Annotated in this window: 17 protein-coding genes; 8 read left to right on the top strand and 9 right to left on the bottom strand. The window is 66.0% G+C overall.

The annotated features are described in order from the left end of the window. The first annotated feature begins 2 nt into the window (after positions 1-2). Complete coding sequence (locus AC1DTF_RS05915; RefSeq protein ID WP_477473398.1) at positions 3-1,073, top strand: PhnD/SsuA/transferrin family substrate-binding protein; 1,071 nt, start codon at positions 3-5, stop codon at positions 1,071-1,073. An 18-nt stretch (positions 1,074-1,091) separates the two neighbouring features. Beyond that, entirely contained in the window at positions 1,092-2,009 is a 918-nt protein-coding gene (locus tag AC1DTF_RS05910) for a TauD/TfdA dioxygenase family protein (RefSeq protein ID WP_477473397.1), read from the top strand. A 6-nt stretch (positions 2,010-2,015) separates the two neighbouring features. Here AC1DTF_RS05910 and AC1DTF_RS05905 read toward each other — a convergent pair whose 3' ends face one another. Next, positions 2,016-2,897: a sialate O-acetylesterase gene (locus tag AC1DTF_RS05905; RefSeq protein WP_477473396.1), complete on the bottom strand. Its 882-nt coding sequence runs from the start codon at positions 2,895-2,897 to the stop codon at positions 2,016-2,018. A 142-nt stretch (positions 2,898-3,039) separates the two neighbouring features. Here AC1DTF_RS05905 and AC1DTF_RS05900 point away from each other — a divergent pair, with 142 nt between their 5' ends. Beyond that, the gene (locus AC1DTF_RS05900) at positions 3,040-4,263 is read left to right on the top strand and encodes an oxygenase MpaB family protein (RefSeq protein ID WP_477473395.1); all 1,224 of its coding nucleotides are present in this window, start codon (positions 3,040-3,042) and stop codon (positions 4,261-4,263) included. A 47-nt stretch (positions 4,264-4,310) separates the two neighbouring features. Further along, positions 4,311-4,778 (top strand): SRPBCC family protein, encoded by a 468-nt coding sequence (locus tag AC1DTF_RS05895; RefSeq protein ID WP_057165379.1) that lies wholly within the window; start codon positions 4,311-4,313, stop codon positions 4,776-4,778. An 18-nt stretch (positions 4,779-4,796) separates the two neighbouring features. Here AC1DTF_RS05895 and AC1DTF_RS05890 read toward each other — a convergent pair whose 3' ends face one another. Both AC1DTF_RS05890 and AC1DTF_RS05885 read right to left on the bottom strand, forming a co-directional pair. Beyond that, positions 4,797-5,006 (bottom strand): DUF3072 domain-containing protein, encoded by a 210-nt coding sequence (locus AC1DTF_RS05890; RefSeq protein ID WP_057165378.1) that lies wholly within the window; start codon positions 5,004-5,006, stop codon positions 4,797-4,799. A 47-nt stretch (positions 5,007-5,053) separates the two neighbouring features. Next, the gene (locus AC1DTF_RS05885; RefSeq protein WP_477473394.1) at positions 5,054-5,851 is read right to left on the bottom strand and encodes a lysophospholipid acyltransferase family protein; all 798 of its coding nucleotides are present in this window, start codon (positions 5,849-5,851) and stop codon (positions 5,054-5,056) included. A gap of 173 nt (positions 5,852-6,024) precedes the next feature. Here AC1DTF_RS05885 and AC1DTF_RS05880 point away from each other — a divergent pair, with 173 nt between their 5' ends. Both AC1DTF_RS05880 and AC1DTF_RS05875 read left to right on the top strand, forming a co-directional pair. Next, the gene (locus AC1DTF_RS05880) at positions 6,025-6,507 is read left to right on the top strand and encodes an SRPBCC family protein (RefSeq protein WP_477473393.1); all 483 of its coding nucleotides are present in this window, start codon (positions 6,025-6,027) and stop codon (positions 6,505-6,507) included. After that, positions 6,504-6,824, top strand: a complete 321-nt coding sequence (locus tag AC1DTF_RS05875) for an ArsR/SmtB family transcription factor (RefSeq protein ID WP_477473392.1) — start codon at positions 6,504-6,506, stop codon at positions 6,822-6,824. Before AC1DTF_RS05880 ends, AC1DTF_RS05875 begins: the two co-directional genes overlap by 4 nt. A gap of 17 nt (positions 6,825-6,841) precedes the next feature. Here the strand turns inward: AC1DTF_RS05875 and AC1DTF_RS05870 are convergent, their stop codons facing one another. Continuing rightward, on the bottom strand, positions 6,842-7,441 hold the full coding sequence (locus AC1DTF_RS05870; RefSeq protein WP_477473391.1) for a TetR/AcrR family transcriptional regulator: 600 nt from the start codon (positions 7,439-7,441) through the stop codon (positions 6,842-6,844). 157 nt (positions 7,442-7,598) lie between these two features. Between AC1DTF_RS05870 and AC1DTF_RS05865 the strand changes: the two genes are divergently transcribed. Both AC1DTF_RS05865 and AC1DTF_RS05860 read left to right on the top strand, forming a co-directional pair. After that, entirely contained in the window at positions 7,599-8,030 is a 432-nt protein-coding gene (locus AC1DTF_RS05865) for an MmpS family transport accessory protein (protein ID WP_057165373.1), read from the top strand. After that, on the top strand, positions 8,027-10,933 hold the full coding sequence (locus AC1DTF_RS05860; RefSeq protein WP_477473390.1) for an MMPL/RND family transporter: 2,907 nt from the start codon (positions 8,027-8,029) through the stop codon (positions 10,931-10,933). The genes AC1DTF_RS05865 and AC1DTF_RS05860 overlap by 4 nt, the downstream gene beginning before the upstream one ends. Position 10,934: 1 nt before the next feature. Here AC1DTF_RS05860 and AC1DTF_RS05855 read toward each other — a convergent pair whose 3' ends face one another. The 5 genes from AC1DTF_RS05855 to AC1DTF_RS05835 all read right to left on the bottom strand — a co-directional run bounded on the left by AC1DTF_RS05855 (position 10,935) and on the right by AC1DTF_RS05835 (position 15,455). Continuing rightward, positions 10,935-12,080 (bottom strand): GDSL-type esterase/lipase family protein, encoded by a 1,146-nt coding sequence (locus tag AC1DTF_RS05855; protein WP_477473389.1) that lies wholly within the window; start codon positions 12,078-12,080, stop codon positions 10,935-10,937. A gap of 51 nt (positions 12,081-12,131) precedes the next feature. Beyond that, the gene (locus AC1DTF_RS05850; protein WP_477473388.1) at positions 12,132-13,016 is read right to left on the bottom strand and encodes a sucrase ferredoxin; all 885 of its coding nucleotides are present in this window, start codon (positions 13,014-13,016) and stop codon (positions 12,132-12,134) included. 9 nt (positions 13,017-13,025) lie between these two features. Then, on the bottom strand, positions 13,026-14,252 hold the full coding sequence (locus tag AC1DTF_RS05845) for a cupin domain-containing protein (RefSeq protein ID WP_477473387.1): 1,227 nt from the start codon (positions 14,250-14,252) through the stop codon (positions 13,026-13,028). Positions 14,253-14,261: 9 nt separating this feature from the next. Continuing rightward, a complete protein-coding gene (locus AC1DTF_RS05840; RefSeq protein WP_477473386.1) occupies positions 14,262-14,513 on the bottom strand; it encodes a BatC protein in 252 nt (83 codons plus the stop codon). A gap of 132 nt (positions 14,514-14,645) precedes the next feature. After that, complete coding sequence (locus AC1DTF_RS05835) at positions 14,646-15,455, bottom strand: LLM class F420-dependent oxidoreductase (protein WP_057165367.1); 810 nt, start codon at positions 15,453-15,455, stop codon at positions 14,646-14,648. Between the last annotated feature and the right edge of the window lie 53 nt (positions 15,456-15,508).

The raw sequence follows: 15,508 nt of genomic DNA, 5'->3' as shown, positions 1-15,508 counted from the left end.
ACATGCGACAGCCCCATTCACGCTGGAAACTGGCGGCGCTGCTGCTGGTCCCGCTCATCGTCTCGGCGTGCGGCCTGTCCGACGACGGTGATGCCGACGCGGCCATCGACTCGGTCAAGATCGCCACCAACTCGGAGGTGCCCACGGGCACCAAGATTGTCATCGCCGAGCAGAACGCCACCCAGTCGCTGCCGTGGAACCTCGCCGACGCTGGCAAGGACACGCCGTACGAGGTCGAGTTCGCCGACTTCAGCGGTGGCGCAGCGGTTATCGAGGCGTTGCGCTCGGGCGCCGCCGACATCGGCTCGATCGGTGAGGCGCCGGTACCCATCGCGGTGGACAGCGGCGTCACCGATATCGTCACCATCGGACTCCAGGCCAACCCCGGCACCAGCGGCGGCTACTTCCTGGTGGCCAAGCCCGACAGCGGCATCGACAGCATCGAGGACCTCCGCGGCAAGCGGGTGGCCTACCCGCCGGGTTCCGGCCGGCACATGGTCACCGCCGCGCTGCTGAAACAGCACGGCCTTGATCTCCAACACGATGTTCAACCCGTGGAACTCGCGGGCGCCGAGGTCGTGCCGACGTTCGCCGCCGGTGCGGTGGAGGCGGCCATCGTGCTGGGCAACCAGTACTACCAACTGGGGGAGCCGCCGATCCTCGGTGACGGCAAGGGCATCAACACCGGCATCCAATCTCTCATCGTGCGCCGGGACACCCTGGACGACCCGGCCAAGGTCGCGGCCATCGGCGATTATCTGGGCCGCGCCATCGCGGCGAACAATTGGAAGGACAGTCACGCCGACGAATGGATCAACGCCTACTACGTCGAGCAGCAGGGCATCACGTTCGAGCAGGGCAAGAAACTCTACGAAGAAGACGGCATCGCGTCGTACTACCCGATCGACGACGATTCGACGCGGCTGTTCCAGACGGTGGCCGACGGCCTCTTCGATACCGGTACCACCAAGACCCATGTCGATGTCGCGCCGTATGTGGACGGCCGATACAACGCCATCGTCGAAGCGCAGAACGAACTAGACGGCGTCACGCCCAAGCCCGTCGATTCCTGACCAGAAAGGCACACTCGCATGACACAGGTAGCCCAGACGATCGACGTTCGCCCGCAGTCCGGTTGGGCGGGAGCAGAAATCCATGGCATCGACCTCACCAGACCGCTCGACGCGCAGCAGGTCGCACAGGTCCGGGCCGCTCTGCTCAGGTGGAAGGTGGTGTTCTTCCGCGACCAGTTCATCGACCATGCCGACCACCTGCGGTTCGCGTCCGCGTTCGGGGCGCCCACCCCGGCGCACCCGCTGTTCGATTCGATCCCCGACCCCGACTATCCGACCATCTACCCGATCTTCCGGGACCGATTCACGTCGCGCTACGGGGCGACCCGGGGGTTCGACAAGCCGAACTGGCATGCCGATGTGACGGCCGCGATCAACCCGCCGGCGGCATCGATCCTGCGTGCCGAGGTGATACCGCCGTACGGCGGAGACACCCAGTGGTCCAACACGGTTGCGGCCTACGAGGGACTGTCGGCACCGGTGCGCCGGCTCGTCGACAAGCTTCGCGCCGTGCACCGCTTCGCGCCGCCGGACGGGACCACCGCCACCGAGGATTATGAGCGACGCGTCGCCCGTCGACCTCTGGTCAGCGAGCATCCGGTCGTCCGGGTGCACCCCGAGACGGGGGAGCGGGCGTTGTATGTCAATCCCGGTTTCACCACACACATCGTGGACGTCTCGCCGCATGAGAGCCGCCGGCTGCTGGGGCTGCTCTATGACGAGTTGACCAAACCCGAGTACACGGTGCGATTCAAATGGGAGCCCGGCAGCATCGCGTTCTGGGACAACCGGTCTGCGGTGCACCTGGCACCCAGCGATCTGACCCTGGAGCACGACCGCAGGCTCTACCGGGTGACCCTGGTGGGCGATGTGCCCGTCGGCCCGGACGGGCGTAGCTCCACTGCACTCGACGGGGAGCCCTTCGACGCCAACTGAAATGGGTCAGCGCCGGTACTCCTTCAGCGCGGCGGCGTCGAGCTTCTCGTAGGCCAGCCACATGTCGCGGCCGAGGGCGCGCAGGCCGTCGGCGTTGTAGTGCCGGTCGACATGGCTGTTGAACGAGTCCCGATTGCCGGGCACAAATGCCGTCCGCGGCTTGCGGTTCGGGGTGTCCTCGTGGACCGCATTGATCACCGTGTAGTCCTTGCCGCTCAGTTCCATCTCCTCGGGCACCATGCCGCCGAGGATGATCGGCGTCTCGCCGCCGTACCGGGCCCGCAGATCATCGAACAGCGCATCCAGTTTGCGCTGGTACTCCGGGCCGGGGGTCAACGGCACATCGGATTCACCCTGGTGCCACAGCACCACGGCGACGGTGCTGCCCGGATTCTGTGCCAGCGCAGCGTCGATGGAGCGGACCGCCTCGCGGTAGAGATTGCGCCGGGTCTTGGTGTCCGCGATGTCCCACGTGTAGCCGTTCTTCGGGTGAAACGAGGTGTCGCCGCGGGCGCAGGGCACCAGGAGCACCGCGCGGTTGGTCGCCTCGGTCAGTGCCTTCCCGAACGTCACGCCGAAACCGACACGGCGCGAAGGCGTTTCGTGTACCAGCGGATCCGCGCCTAGGATGACAGTGTTCTTCGACGGACCGCTGTTGGCCCACTGGTGCACATGTGGGTGCGGTTGGTCGGCTCCCTCCGGGTCCAGCGGCAGGCCCATCCCGAAGGCGTTGGACTGGCCCAGGATCGGCACCACCAGGTACGGCTCACCGGGTGGCGTTACCGCGATGCCCTTCGGGGCGATCCGGCGTTTGACGAAGCATTTCAGCTCGAAGGCCGCCCGCTTCCACAGCGGGGCGTCGCCATCGGGATTGCGGGGCGTGCGCATGGCCAGGACAGTACAACTGCCTCGACTGCGCCACATCTGAACCCGGGAGGTGTGCGCGGCACGGCTTGTTGACACCTGTCGAGTGGCGCGTACTCTTTCCTGACTACATGCGTTGTCTAAATTCGCTCAAAGGGGAGCATCGATGACTGTGGGCGTCCCGAGTCGCCACCCCGCCGGACCTCGTCCGGTGCCGGGCATGATCAAGCTGCTGGCCGTTGGCCTGGGCATAGGCAAGCCCGATGAGCGGCAGTGGCGTCGGCTGGGGGAGCGTCTCACGGTCGGCGACGAGCCGATGGATCGCCTGCTGGACTGGATGGTGGCCACCGGACTGTCGCAGACCCGTCCGCTGTTCGACCGGGCCTTGTCGGAAGGCATCGCGAGTGTGCCGGAAGCGCCGCAGCCGCTCCGGGACTTCTTCTCCGCGGTGGAGACGCCGCCGAAGTGGGTCGATCCCGAGCTGATCCGGCGCGGGCAGCGAGCGATGCGACGAGGCGGCGCCGATGGCATGTATGTGGCGCGCGATGTGTCCTTGCTGGGCGGATACCAGTTCTCCGGCTTCAACAAGACCCTGCTGCGCACCGGCGCCCTGGAGAAGGGGTCCAACAAGCGTTTCGCCGAGACCATGCAGTGGGCGATGGATGTCATCGCCGAAGACGGCCTCGAGCCACTGGGGGTCGGCTACCGGTCCACCATCCGGGTCCGGCTGATCCATGCCTTCGTGCGCAGGCATGTTGGTGCGATGCCGGATTGGCGCCCCGACGAGTGGGGTGTGCCGGTCAACCAGACCGACATGGCGGCCACCTTGATCGGTGCGCTCATTGCCCCGCCGGCGGCCAGTCTGGGTATGGGAATCCTCACCGCACCTGAGGATCTGGATGCCGTCGCGCATCTGACCCGTTATGTCGGCTGGCTCATCGGCGTCGAGGACGAGTGGTTGCCGCACAGCTTCCGCGGCGGCATCCGAGTGCTGTACCACACCCTCACCGCGCTCTCGGCGCCCGACGAGTCGACGCGCCAGCTGGCCGCTCCGATGGCAGACGATCCGCTGGCCTGGCATTTCGAGAGCTTGCCTGCGTTGCGACGACGGCTGGCCCGGGCACAGCATCTGTCGGTGACCAGCGCCTTCCTGGGGCCGCGGGCGATGCGGATGTTGGGACTTCCCGCCTTCGTGCCGCCGTGGTATCCGCTGCTCAAATTGCCGGTCAACGTGGCGCGCAGCGCGGTGGACCTGGCGCTACCCGGCGGCATGGACCGTGCCGCGCGTCGCGGGCAGCGCGAGCAGGCCACGCTGCTTCGCACCATGATCGGCGAAAGCCAGGTGGCCGTGGGGGATTCGGCGGCACACGTGGGCAGGGGCGTGGCGTGAAGCCCGTCGTTGTTTAGCAACGCCGCCATCTTGGGCACCCCGCGGGTATGAGCAACGAAGCAAAGGTCACCGTCGAACGAACGATCACCGCGCCCGTCGACGCGGTGTTCAACATCCTGTCCAACCCCGAGAAGCATCAGGCACTTGACGGCTCCGGGTTCGTCCGCAGCGTGGACCACGCGGATCGGATCCAAAAGGTCGGCGAGGTGTTCACGATGAACATGCAGGGCGACCACATGGGCGGCGAGTACAAAACCGACAACCACGTGACCGGGTACGTCAAGGACAAGCTGTTGGCCTGGAAGACCGCACCCGCGGGCACCGAGCCTCCCGGGTGGGAGTGGTTGTGGGAGCTGGAGCCGCAGGGCCCGGACGAGACGCTCGTCCGCCACACCTACGACTGGTCCAAGGTCACCGACAAGAAGCTGCTCGAAAAGGTGAAGTTCCCGCTCGTCACGCAGGATCAGCTCGAGGACACCCTCGCCCGCCTGGCGACCGAGACAACGTCGTCCTGATGCCCTGAGACGGGTCGGTCAGCCGCGTCCGGTCTTGTCCTGAAGCTCATCGATCAGCTGGGACGCCTCGGCCTTTGTCACGTCCTCGGGAACCTCGCTATCGGCCTCCTGGGCCAAGGTGTGCAGATAACTGCGCTGCGCGCCCGTCATCGGTTCGTCGCCCGTCACCCACTGCGACGGATCCTTCTCGGCGTTCTCATGAGGTGCTGGTGTCGTGTCATTGCTCATGACCGACGAATGCCCGTCGCAAGTATGTTCGAAACCTCGGGATCGAGTTACCCGATGACGGGGAACCGGCGATCGCGGGCCAGCTCATCCAGCGCGCGCTGCATCACCGTTCGGACGTGGTCGTCAACCTCGTCGATATCGGGGTCGTCGCCGAATTGGCCGGTCACATCGATCGGGTCCAGCACGCGCATGACGATTTTGGACGGCAGCGGAATGTTCGCCGGCAGCACGGTGGTCAGCCCGAACGGCAGGCCGAAGGTCAGGGGGAGCGCCTTGAACCGGATCCGGTGCAGTCCGAGGCGTCGCGCCAGACCGTCGCCCCGGGCCAGGAACCACTGGGTTTCCTGACCGCCGATCGACACCATCGGCACGATCGGCACGCCCGCCTGGACCGCGGTGCGCACGTATCCGGTGCGGCCCTCGAAGTCGATGACGTTGGCGGACTCCGACGGACGGAACGCGTCGTAGTCGCCGCCGGGGAACACCAAGACCACCGCATCGGAGCGCAACGCGGCCGCCGCGTTGTCGGGGGTGGCCTCGATGGCGCCGGCCTGCGACAACGCCGAACCCCACGGGCCCATCAACACCCCGTAGTGCGCCAAGATGTGTAGCGGCCGGTCATAGCCGAACGCGTGGTAGAAGGCCGGGGCGAAGATCAGCACGTCAGGGGTGAGCACACCACCGGAGTGATTCGAGACGACCAGGGCACCGCCCACTGCAGGCACTTTCGCGAGATCCTTGACCTCCGCCCGGAAATAGCGCGTGACGATCGGCCCGATCATATTGCTGATCCGGCGCGCCACCGAGGGATCCCACTTGGCGATCTCGCTGTCTGTGTCGCTCATGGCCGCTTCCCCGTCCGCGCCGACAACGTTGTGACCGGGCGCACAGAGCGGGATGCCCTCTCCCGGACGACTTCAACCGTCGGCATGCCCGGGGACGTCCAGAAATAAGGCAACTAAACGGTTGCCTTATTGGCGTGTCTGTGTTCGGATCAAAGGCAACAAGGAGGTTGCCTATGAGTACGGATCGGATCGAGAAGCAGGCGCTGCTGAAGGCGCCGATCGCTCGCGTGTGGGATGCGATCAGCGATTCCCGGAAGTTCGGGACGTGGTTCGGCATGGAGATCGACGGGCCCTTTGTCGCGGGCGGACAGGTAACGGGGCGGATCACCGAGACGTCGGTCGACGACGAGATCGCGGAGAAGCAGCGCCCCTACGTCGGTGAACCGGTGACCTTGTGGATCGTCAGCGTCGAGCCACAGCGCCGGTTCGCGTTCCGGTGGAATGCGTTGCCTGKCCACGAATTCGCGGATCTGACCACTTTGGTGGAGTTCACGCTCGCCGAGGAGGACGACGGGGTGCTTCTGCAGATCGTGGAGTCCGGCTTCGACGCGCTGCCGGACGAGCACCGGGACAAGGCGTTTCAGGGGAACAGCGAAGGGTGGGCCATCCAGGTCCAGCTCGTGGCCAAGTACCTGGTTCTGGAAACCGGCGCATGACCTCCGCCACTGCGGTGGCATCGGTGTTCGATGCGCTCGGCGACCCGAACCGGCTGCGGATCGTGATCGGGCTGTGCGACACCGGGCCGCGATCTACTCTGCAAGTGGCGCAGGGTATTTCGCTGAGCAGGCAGGCTGCCACGAAGCACTTGGAGCTACTGCTGGCGGCGGGGGTGGTCAGTAGCGCCAAACATGGCCGCGAGCGCGTGTGGACCGTGCGGCCGCAACCGCTCACCGCGGCCGGCGACTACCTGACGACGCTGTCTGCCAGCTGGGATCAGGCTATTCAGCGGTTGCGGCGGTTCGTCGAGGACTGAGCCGTCCGAGGCCCCGTTCAGCTTCTTCGGTTGCGGGTGAGGCTGGGCATGAGCACGTCGTCGACCAGCGACACCACGGTTTTCCTGGTCGGGGGGCGTCCCGACACCAGGAAACGGAAAACCAGGTAGCCGGCGAGCAGATCGTGGAGCTCACCGGTGACCACTGCGGCATCGATCTCCCCGCGGTCGACGGCGGCGGCGAGAACCTCGTCGAACACCTTGCGGCGCTGGAGGACGAACTCGGTTTCGAACGCCTCGGCCAGTTCCGGACTTCGGTCGAGTTCCATGAGGACGGCGCGCATGGTGCTGGCGTGCTCGGAGGACTGCTCGCAGATCACGGTGCCGATGTGGAGCAGGTCCCCGCGCAACGACCCGGTACGCGGCGCAACCTCCGAGCAGTTGGTGCCCTCGATGAACGCGGCGAGCACGAGTCGTTCCTTGGACGGCCACCGCCGGTACATCGTCGCCTTGCTCGAGCGCGCCTCGGTGGCCACCGCTTCGACGGTCAACCGGTCGTAGCCGTTCTCCTGCAGAAGGCGCAGCGTGACAGCGAGTAGCTCGGCCTCGCGCTCGTTCCAGCGCGGTTTGGCGCCGGTGGACTCGCGATGGGTCGACATCAGAGTTCCATGTCTCCTTCGGTCTTTCAGCGGTTGCACCTCACCGAACGGTACCGTACCGTTTCGCTGGGCTCGCTTCCGCTGGATGTCAACCGATCGAGGGGCGGCAGGCCATGCGCGTCACAAAGTCGAGGGGCTGCTCAGTGGTGGGTTTCAGATGATCGGTGTGATGAAACGTCACTGGACGGTACTGGTGGCCGTGATCGTCGTAGCGATCGTTTCTTTCAGCGTGTACCGGTTACACGGCGTCTTCGGCTCGACTGATGAGACATCGCGACCGGCCGCCGATTCCCTTGAGAACACCGGATATAACCCGAAGCGCGTCCTCTTCGAGGTCCTCGGCAGCCCCGGTTCGACGGCCACGATCAACTTCCTCGACGAGCACGCCCAGCCGCAGCGCGTCGACAACGCCCCGCTGCCGTGGTCACACAATCTGACCACCGACGACCCGACGCTCTTCGCGGACCTGCGCGCGCAGGGCGACTCCACCCCGATCACGTGCCGGATCACCGTCAACGACATCGTCAAGGACGAGAGGTCCACCAGCAACGTGAACGGATACATCGCCTGCCTGGACAAGTCGGCATGACCGAGCATCGCGAACAGGACCCGCTCGTGCAGTCCCGGCCGGCCCGTCTCATCCGGGTGCTGGCGCTGCCGATCCTGCTGATCTGGGTCGCCATCGCCGTCCTGACGAATGCCCTTTCGCCTCAGTTGGAAGTGGTCGGCGCCGAACGTTCGGTTGCGATGAACGCATCTGACTCGCCGTCGATCATGGCGATGCGGCATATCGGGCAGAAGTTCGAGGAGTTCGAATCGGACAGCGCGGCCATGATCGTGCTCGAGGGCGACAACCCGCTGGGCCAGGACGCGCACGACTTCTACGACGTCCTCGTCAAGAAGCTCAACGAGGACACCCAGCACGTCGAGCACGTGCAGGACTTCTGGGGAGACCCGCTGACGGCGGGCGGCTCGCAGAGCAAGGACGGCAAGGCCGCCCTGGTTCAGGTCTACCTGCGCGGCAATCAGGGTGAGGCGCTGTCCAACGAATCCGTGGACAGCATCCGCAACATCGTGCAGGAGACGCCCGCACCGCCGGGGGTCAAGGCGTACGTGACGGGCGCCGCGCCGCTGATCACCGACAACTTCGAGGTGGGCAACGAGGGCACCCACATGGTCACCGCGATCACCTTCGCGGTCATCGCCCTGATGCTGCTCGTCGTCTACCGCTCGATCGTGACCATGCTCATCATGCTCGTGGTGGTGGCCGTCGAGCTGATGGCGGCCCGCGGCGTGGTCGCGACGCTCGCCCACGAGGGTGTGATCGGTCTGTCCACCTACGCCACGAATCTGTTGACGCTGTTGGCGATTGCCGCAGGCACCGACTACGCCATCTTCGTGGTCGGCCGCTACCAGGAAGCCCGTTCGCGGGGGCTGGAGCGCGAAGCGGCCTACTACGACATGTTTCGCGGGACCGTGCACGTCATCGTCGGTTCGGGCCTGACCATCGTCGGCGCAGTGGCATGCCTGTACTTCACCCGGCTGCCGTACTTCCAAACCCTGGGTGTGCCTGCCGCATTGGGCGTCCTGGTGACATTGGTGGCGGCGCTGACGCTCGGGCCCGCCGTGCTGGTGATCTGCGGTCGGTTCGGCCTGCTGGAACCCAAGCGCAAGGTGCGCGCCACCGGATGGCGCCGCATCGGCACGTCGATCGTGCGGTGGCCCGGCCCCATCCTGGTCGTCTCGCTGGCGATCGCCGCCATCGGTGTTCTGGCGCTACCGGGGCTCAAGATCAGCTACGACGGGCGACCGTATCTTCCCGACACCGCACCGGCCAACGTCGGCTATGCGGCGGCGGAACGGCACTTCTCCGAGGCCCGGCTCAATCCGGAACTTCTGATGCTCGAGTCCGACCACGACATGCGTAACCCCGCAGACATGCTGATTCTGGAGCGCGTGGCCAAGGCCGTGCTGCACACCCCGGGCATCGCCCTGGTGCAGTCCATCACGCGCCCGCTGGGCACACCGATCACGCACAGCTCCATACCCTTTCAGATCAGCGCGCAGAGTGCCGGTCAGATCATGAACCTGAGCTATCAGGAGGATCGGGCCCGCGACATCCTGAGTCAGGTGGACCAGACCAGTAGGTCCATCAACATCCTCGAACAGCAGCTCAGACTCCAGCAGGCCAGCGCCGCCGCCACCGACGAACAGGTCCAGGCGTTCCACGAAACCGTCGAGACCATCAACGAGGTGCGGGACAACCTCGCCAACTTCGACGACTTCTTCCGGCCGCTGCGCAACTACTTCTACTGGGAACCGCACTGCTACGACATACCGTCGTGCGCGGCGCTCAGATCGGTGTTCGACTCCCTCGACGGCATCTCCCAACTCGCCGACCAGTTCGGCACGATCACGGCCAGCCTGGACAAGCTCAACGCCCTGCAGCCGCAACTGGTGTCCCTGATCCCACCGCAGATCGAGGTGCAGGAGGCCAATCGGGATCTGCTGCAGTCGAATTACGCCACCACCGGCGGCACCAACACGCAGAGTCAGGAGGCGTTGGAGAACGCGACCGCCCTCGGCAAGGCGTTCGACGACGCAAAGAACGACGATTCGTTCTACCTGCCGCCGGAGGCGTTCGACAACGCCGACTTCAAGCGTGGTCTCAAACTGTTCATGTCGCCGGATGGCAAGGCCGCGCGCATGACCATCACACACGAGGGCACTCCCGCTACGCCGGAGGGTATTTCACACATCGATGCGTTGCGGAATTCCGCGTTCGATGCCTTGAAGGCGACACCGCTGTCAGATGCCAAGATCTATGTGGCGGGCACCGCTTCGACGTACAAGGACGTCCAGGAGGGTTCGACGTACGACCTGATGATCGTCGCGCTGGCGGCGATCGCCTTGATCCTGCTCATCATGGTCTTCATCACCCGCAGCGCGGTTGCCGCCGTGGTGATCGTCGGCACCGTCGTGTTGTCGCTCGGGGCGTCGCTGGGGCTCTCGGTTCTGCTGTGGCAGTACATCTTGGGCATCGAGCTCTACTGGATCGTCCCGGCGCTGGCGATCATCTTGTTGCTCGCGGTGGGGGCGGACTACAACCTGCTGTTGATCTCCCGGTTCAAGGAGGAGGTTGGCGCCGGACTGAATACGGGCATCATCCGCGCCATGGGTGGCACCGGAGCGGTCGTCACGGCCGCCGGGCTGGTGTTCGCTGCCACCATGGCGTCGTTCGCGTTCAGCGATCTGATCGTCCTCGGTCAGATCGGCACCACGATCGCACTGGGCCTGGTGTTCGACACATTGATCGTGCGGTCGTTCATGACGCCGTCCATCGCGGCGATGCTGGGCCGCTGGTTCTGGTGGCCACTGAACATCCGGCCGCGACCCGCGAGTCGGATGCTGCAGCCCTACGGCAATCGCGCCGTCGTTCGGCGACTGCTGGAGGCCGAACCGCCGGAGACCGACGGACACGATCCGGCCTGAATCACGGCCTGGTTCTGGCGCGTACGTGTGCTGCGAACCGCCGGCCGATCCGCTCATGAGCTTGTGGGCCGGGATGCAATTTGTCGGCGAGCGGGAATTCGGCGAAGTCGTCGGGTCCGTACAGCGTCAATCCGTCGACGTAGTGGATGTGCGGGTCGCCGGCCGACCGTTGATGCACGATGGCCGCGAGCTCGCGACGGGTGACGGTCAGGGTGAGTTTGCCCGCCGCGGTCTCCGCAGGATCACCGGTTGCGGCGAATGCCATTGTGCCGCTGCTGAAGTCGGGGGCAAGCGGTCCCGGGGTATCTTCGTGGATGGGGCAGTACACGGCGGATACGACGACGATCGGAGTCGTCGGGTGGCCATCCCGGATGGTGTCCAGAAATCCGTGAACGGCCGGCCCGAAGCCGCGCAGGCGCATCAGATCGGCGTTGACCACGTTGATACCGATCTTGATGCTGATCAGATCAGCCGGAGTATCGCGCATTGTGCGTGCGGTGAATGGATCCAGCAGGGCCGCGCCGCCCATGCCGAGGTTGATCAGTTCGACGTCGGCACCGGCGGCGGCCAGTGCGGGCCAGGTACCGGTGGGGTGGAGCGCGTTGGAGCCGTGGCTGATGGAACTTCCGTGATGCAGCCAGATGGGCCGGGTGATGGGGCAGGGTTCCACCGGGTGGTTGCTCCGCAGGGCGATCAGTTCGGTGGTTTCGTTGTGGGGCAGCCAGATCTCGACGGTCTTGTGGCGATCGGGGAGATCGGCGAAGCGGATGGTGCCGGGTGCGCCGGGCAGCAGTTCCTCGGTACCGGTGGCGGCGTCCTTCATCAGGACGTTGCCGCCGGTCAGGCCGGCCTGCGCTGCGAGCCGGCCGTCGATCAGTAGGTCGTAGACGCCATCGGGGCGCATCGGGAGGCCGCGGTAGGCCGGACGGGTGCGCAGCGCATCCAGCTCCAACACTGTCGACCGGGTCCGAAACACCAAACGGCAACCAGCGGGCTGGGATTCGGCCATCGCCAGCTGGGGGTCCGCGCATTGCGCACGAGCCCAGCCGGGCAACCGGTGTGGAAGCAGACCGTGCGCTGTCGGCTCGAGTTCGCACGCGCCGCGCAGCAGGTCCATCGAGATCGGGGTCGTGACGGTGGCCGGCATGGCCGCAGTGCTCCGTTCAGTTGGCTGGCGCAGGGACTGTTTCTTCCAGCATCACATGCTGATCGATCGAAGACTGTACGTCCGGACCGGACCTGCCGTCGTCGCCCGGCACTGCGAGAACAGCGGTTCGGACTTCGCTTCGTCCAACAGGACTTCGACCGCGCCCGCGTCGGCAGCCAGGACAACCCGGACCACTCCATCGTCAGCGTCGACGGTGACCGGGGTGAAGGCGTCGATCCGGTCGTCGCCATAGGCTTCGCGGGCGAAATGTTGTGCGGCCTGCACGGTGTGGGGGACCGAGGTGCGACCGCGCAGGTATCGGTCGTCGAGTCTACCGTCGAAGTACAGCCGTACGAATTCGGCAGCGTCGGTGCTGTCGGCCCGGCCATAGCAGAGACCCTCCGGCAGGATCAGCATGGTTGCGGCAAACCGATCGCCACCCAAATGGGAACACTCCCAGACGATTTCGGGATATGGCTCGGCGATGGCGGCTGCGGCAACCCGGCCGCGCACCGCGCAGCACTGATCGTGTTTGCCGTGCGCGCAGACAGCCACGATCGGGTCTTCTGACCGGATGCCGTCGCCGCCGTCGAGATCGAGGTCCAGGTAGTCGCGTGCGTCACTGACCTCGCCGTGAAAAAGAGCGTGATCGCCGACCGCGGACTTCGCCACAAACCACCGCCATCGCGGGCTCGAGGACCGGCGGCCGTGTCGCCGGATTGCGGCGATGCGCATCCCCGCCGATTCGGCACGGCGCACGATGGCACGCCCCAGAGTCGGGTCGATAGAGCCGGGTGACTGCAGGAAGGCCGACGGACCCCAACCACCTTCCAGTTCGAGCAGCAGCCAGGACGCGCCCGCCGAGGCGGTGCCGTACATCGGCTCGTGGCGAGCCAGGGACTGATCGCTGCATGGCGGGCGTTTTGCAGGCGTCACCGGCTCAGCCTAGGCATGGCCCTGCTGGGCAGGGGAGGGCACCAGCACGCCTTCGCGAAGTAGTCGTCGAATCAGCACGGTGCCATCGGCGGCGTCCATGCCGGTGAGTGCCGCTGCCTCGGCGTTCCTGCCACTGCTGAGTTCCTGCAACGCGGCCAGGCACACAGCGGGGAATCGTATGGTCTTGTCCGCCAAGCTCAGAGCCACCCGGCCGTCGGGTTCCTCGGTGATGGTGGCGATCATGCCGCGGCGCCATCGAACTCGCACCCGGTCGGCCTGCTCAGCGGCGCGCAACACCGCGAGTGGACGGACCGCCTCGGCGCGAGTCTGTGACCCGTATTTGGTGATCAACCGCTCGGCGGCGGTGGTGCTCAGCATCTCCGCGTTGTCCCGGAGGTGGTCGACGATCTGGGCGATGACTTTGGTGGCGGTTGCCGCTACTTCGTCGTTGTCGGACGGGTTGATACCCAGGGGGAGCGGCGCCCGGAACTCCTCGACAGCGCCGAGTTGGTCGAGTACCGCGCGTGCGATATCGAAGCCCGTCGTCGTCGCCACGCCGATCGTCAGGTGAATCGATGTCGTGTCCAACGCTTGCGCCGCGTGCACCCACCCGCGTGGCAGGTAGAGCGCGTCGCCTTCGGACAGTTCGACGTCGATGACCGGATCGCCGGTGACCCGCTGGGCGATCTGGTCGCGGTGATCGGTCCACGGCTGCGAGGGCAGCGGATGACGGTGCACCGGCTCGTGCACGATCCACCGCTTGGTGCCCGAAACCTGGAGGACGAACACGTCATGAACGTCGTAGTGGAAGTCGAAGCCGCGGTTGCCTGGTGGCGTGATGTAGGCATTTGCCTGGACGGGATGGCCGATGTCGTCGACAGCGTCGCGGACGAACTCGATCAGCGGCGGCCAGAGCCGGTGCAGCCCTTGGAGAACGACGGTGGCGCCCGAACCGAGCTGCTCGAGTACCTTGGCCGAGTCGACCTGGTCGGCGATTTCCGCGCCGAAGCCGGCCGGCCCGAGGTAGCAGTCCTTGGCGAGGACCTGGCCTTCCTTGGCCAACCGGATGAACGGCGCGCGTACCCCGCGCTCTGCGATGAGCTCGTCGACCATCTCGGGTGACAACAGGTCGCAGAAATCGCGGGGTAGCGCACCGGAGCGGCTCAGCAGCGGCTTTTGCCCCCAATGCTCGGTGGCGAAAACATCGGTGTCGATGCCTATGCAACGGCTGAGCATGACGGACTCTCAGGCGGTGCCGTCGGCGCCGCCGTCGTGGCCTTCGGGGTTGCTGCCGCCGTCGGCGGGGCCTTCGCCGCCGGCGGTGCCGTCCGCGCCACCATCGTGCCCTTCGGGATTGCTGCCGCCGTCGGCCGGGCCTTCGCCGCCGGCGGTGCCGTCCGCACCACCGTCGTGGCCTTCGGGATTGCTGCCGCCGTCGGCCGGGCCTTCGCCGCCGTCTGCGGGCGAGGTGCTGATGTCATTGTCGTCGAGCGCCATGTGAGTCTCTTTCCAATGTGATCCCCATGGGGATTGCCTTCGCTTCCGCATCGCGCAAGCGTGCGCAGGCTGTGCGCCTCGACGGATTGCCCCTCGCAGCGTGACTCGAAACGCCAGGGTTGGCTTACCTGCTCACCCGTTGTCCCGCCAGGTGAGCACCTCCTTGAGAGACGTCAGGTCATAACCGTCGTCGGCGGTGAGTTCGGTCTGGAACAACGTGACGCCGACCTCTCGGAAGGCGTCGGCGCTGCCGGCGTTCGTCCAGAGCGTCGAGCGTTCGATATCGGCGCCGTTGCGGCCGAACGTCGCTGCCAGCTCATCGACGCGCTCGCTGGATCTGCGGAAAGCATCGAGATCCTGGAATGCGTGCCAGATGTCGGCGTGCCGGGCAACGGCGGGCAGCGAGCGCTTGGGTCCCGTGCCGCCGATGAGGATCGGCAGCTTGCGCACCGGCGGCGGAATCAATTCAGCGAGCCGATTTTCGATGCGGATCAGACTCTCGTCGAACAGATCGAAACGGGAGCCGAAGGTTCCGAAGTCGTAACCGTAAGTCGTGTAGTCCTTTTCATACCACCCCGCGCCGAGGCCGAGGATGAGCCGGCCGCCGCTGATGTGGTCGACGGTGCGTGCCATGTCGGCGAGCAGGTCCGCGTTGCGGTAGCCGACGCCGGTGACGAGGAGCCCGATCTCAGCGTGTGAGGTGATCTCACCCCACGACGCGAGCGCGGTCCAACCCTCGAAGTTCGCGACATCGGGCTGCTCGTCGAACATGACGGGCTTGCCATCGACGATGCCCTTCATGGCCGGGCGGTGGAAATGGTCATAGCCGAAGATGACGTCGACGCCGAGGTCGTCGGCGGCCAGGACAGCCTCGCGCCAGGTGCGGTAGTCGGGTGTGCCGCCGGGCTGGATCTGTACGGCGACGCGGATGGGACGGGTCATGGATGCTCCTGAGTCGGGGGAGGGCGACTCTTGGGCCAAGTTCACCGGGCCCA

It is taken from the genome of Mycobacterium sp. P4_H6 (assembly GCF_056400845.1).
The sequence above is the reverse complement of the archived record's forward strand: the minus strand, read 5'-3'. Positions and strand labels throughout refer to the sequence as shown.

Bases quoted from the DNA above. Each gene is read 5' to 3' on its own strand.
- AC1DTF_RS05915 (WP_477473398.1), top strand. From the start codon at position 3: ATGCGACAGCCCCATTCACGCTGGAAACTGGCGGCGCTGCTGCTGGTC.
- AC1DTF_RS05890 (WP_057165378.1), bottom strand. From the start codon at position 5,006: ATGAGCAATGACACGACACCAGCACCTCATGAGAACGCCGAGAAGGAT.
- AC1DTF_RS05845 (WP_477473387.1), bottom strand. From the start codon at position 14,252: ATGCTCAGCCGTTGCATAGGCATCGACACCGATGTTTTCGCCACCGAG.
- AC1DTF_RS05860 (WP_477473390.1), top strand. From the start codon at position 8,027: ATGACCGAGCATCGCGAACAGGACCCGCTCGTGCAGTCCCGGCCGGCC.
- AC1DTF_RS05895 (WP_057165379.1), top strand. From the start codon at position 4,311: ATGAGCAACGAAGCAAAGGTCACCGTCGAACGAACGATCACCGCGCCC.
- AC1DTF_RS05840 (WP_477473386.1), bottom strand. From the start codon at position 14,513: ATGGCGCTCGACGACAATGACATCAGCACCTCGCCCGCAGACGGCGGC.
- AC1DTF_RS05870 (WP_477473391.1), bottom strand. From the start codon at position 7,441: ATGTCGACCCATCGCGAGTCCACCGGCGCCAAACCGCGCTGGAACGAG.
- AC1DTF_RS05910 (WP_477473397.1), top strand. From the start codon at position 1,092: ATGACACAGGTAGCCCAGACGATCGACGTTCGCCCGCAGTCCGGTTGG.
- AC1DTF_RS05865 (WP_057165373.1), top strand. From the start codon at position 7,599: ATGATCGGTGTGATGAAACGTCACTGGACGGTACTGGTGGCCGTGATC.
- AC1DTF_RS05875 (WP_477473392.1), top strand. From the start codon at position 6,504: ATGACCTCCGCCACTGCGGTGGCATCGGTGTTCGATGCGCTCGGCGAC.
- AC1DTF_RS05855 (WP_477473389.1), bottom strand. From the start codon at position 12,080: ATGCCGGCCACCGTCACGACCCCGATCTCGATGGACCTGCTGCGCGGC.
- AC1DTF_RS05885 (WP_477473394.1), bottom strand. From the start codon at position 5,851: ATGAGCGACACAGACAGCGAGATCGCCAAGTGGGATCCCTCGGTGGCG.
- AC1DTF_RS05905 (WP_477473396.1), bottom strand. From the start codon at position 2,897: ATGCGCACGCCCCGCAATCCCGATGGCGACGCCCCGCTGTGGAAGCGG.
- AC1DTF_RS05835 (WP_057165367.1), bottom strand. From the start codon at position 15,455: ATGACCCGTCCCATCCGCGTCGCCGTACAGATCCAGCCCGGCGGCACA.
- AC1DTF_RS05900 (WP_477473395.1), top strand. From the start codon at position 3,040: ATGACTGTGGGCGTCCCGAGTCGCCACCCCGCCGGACCTCGTCCGGTG.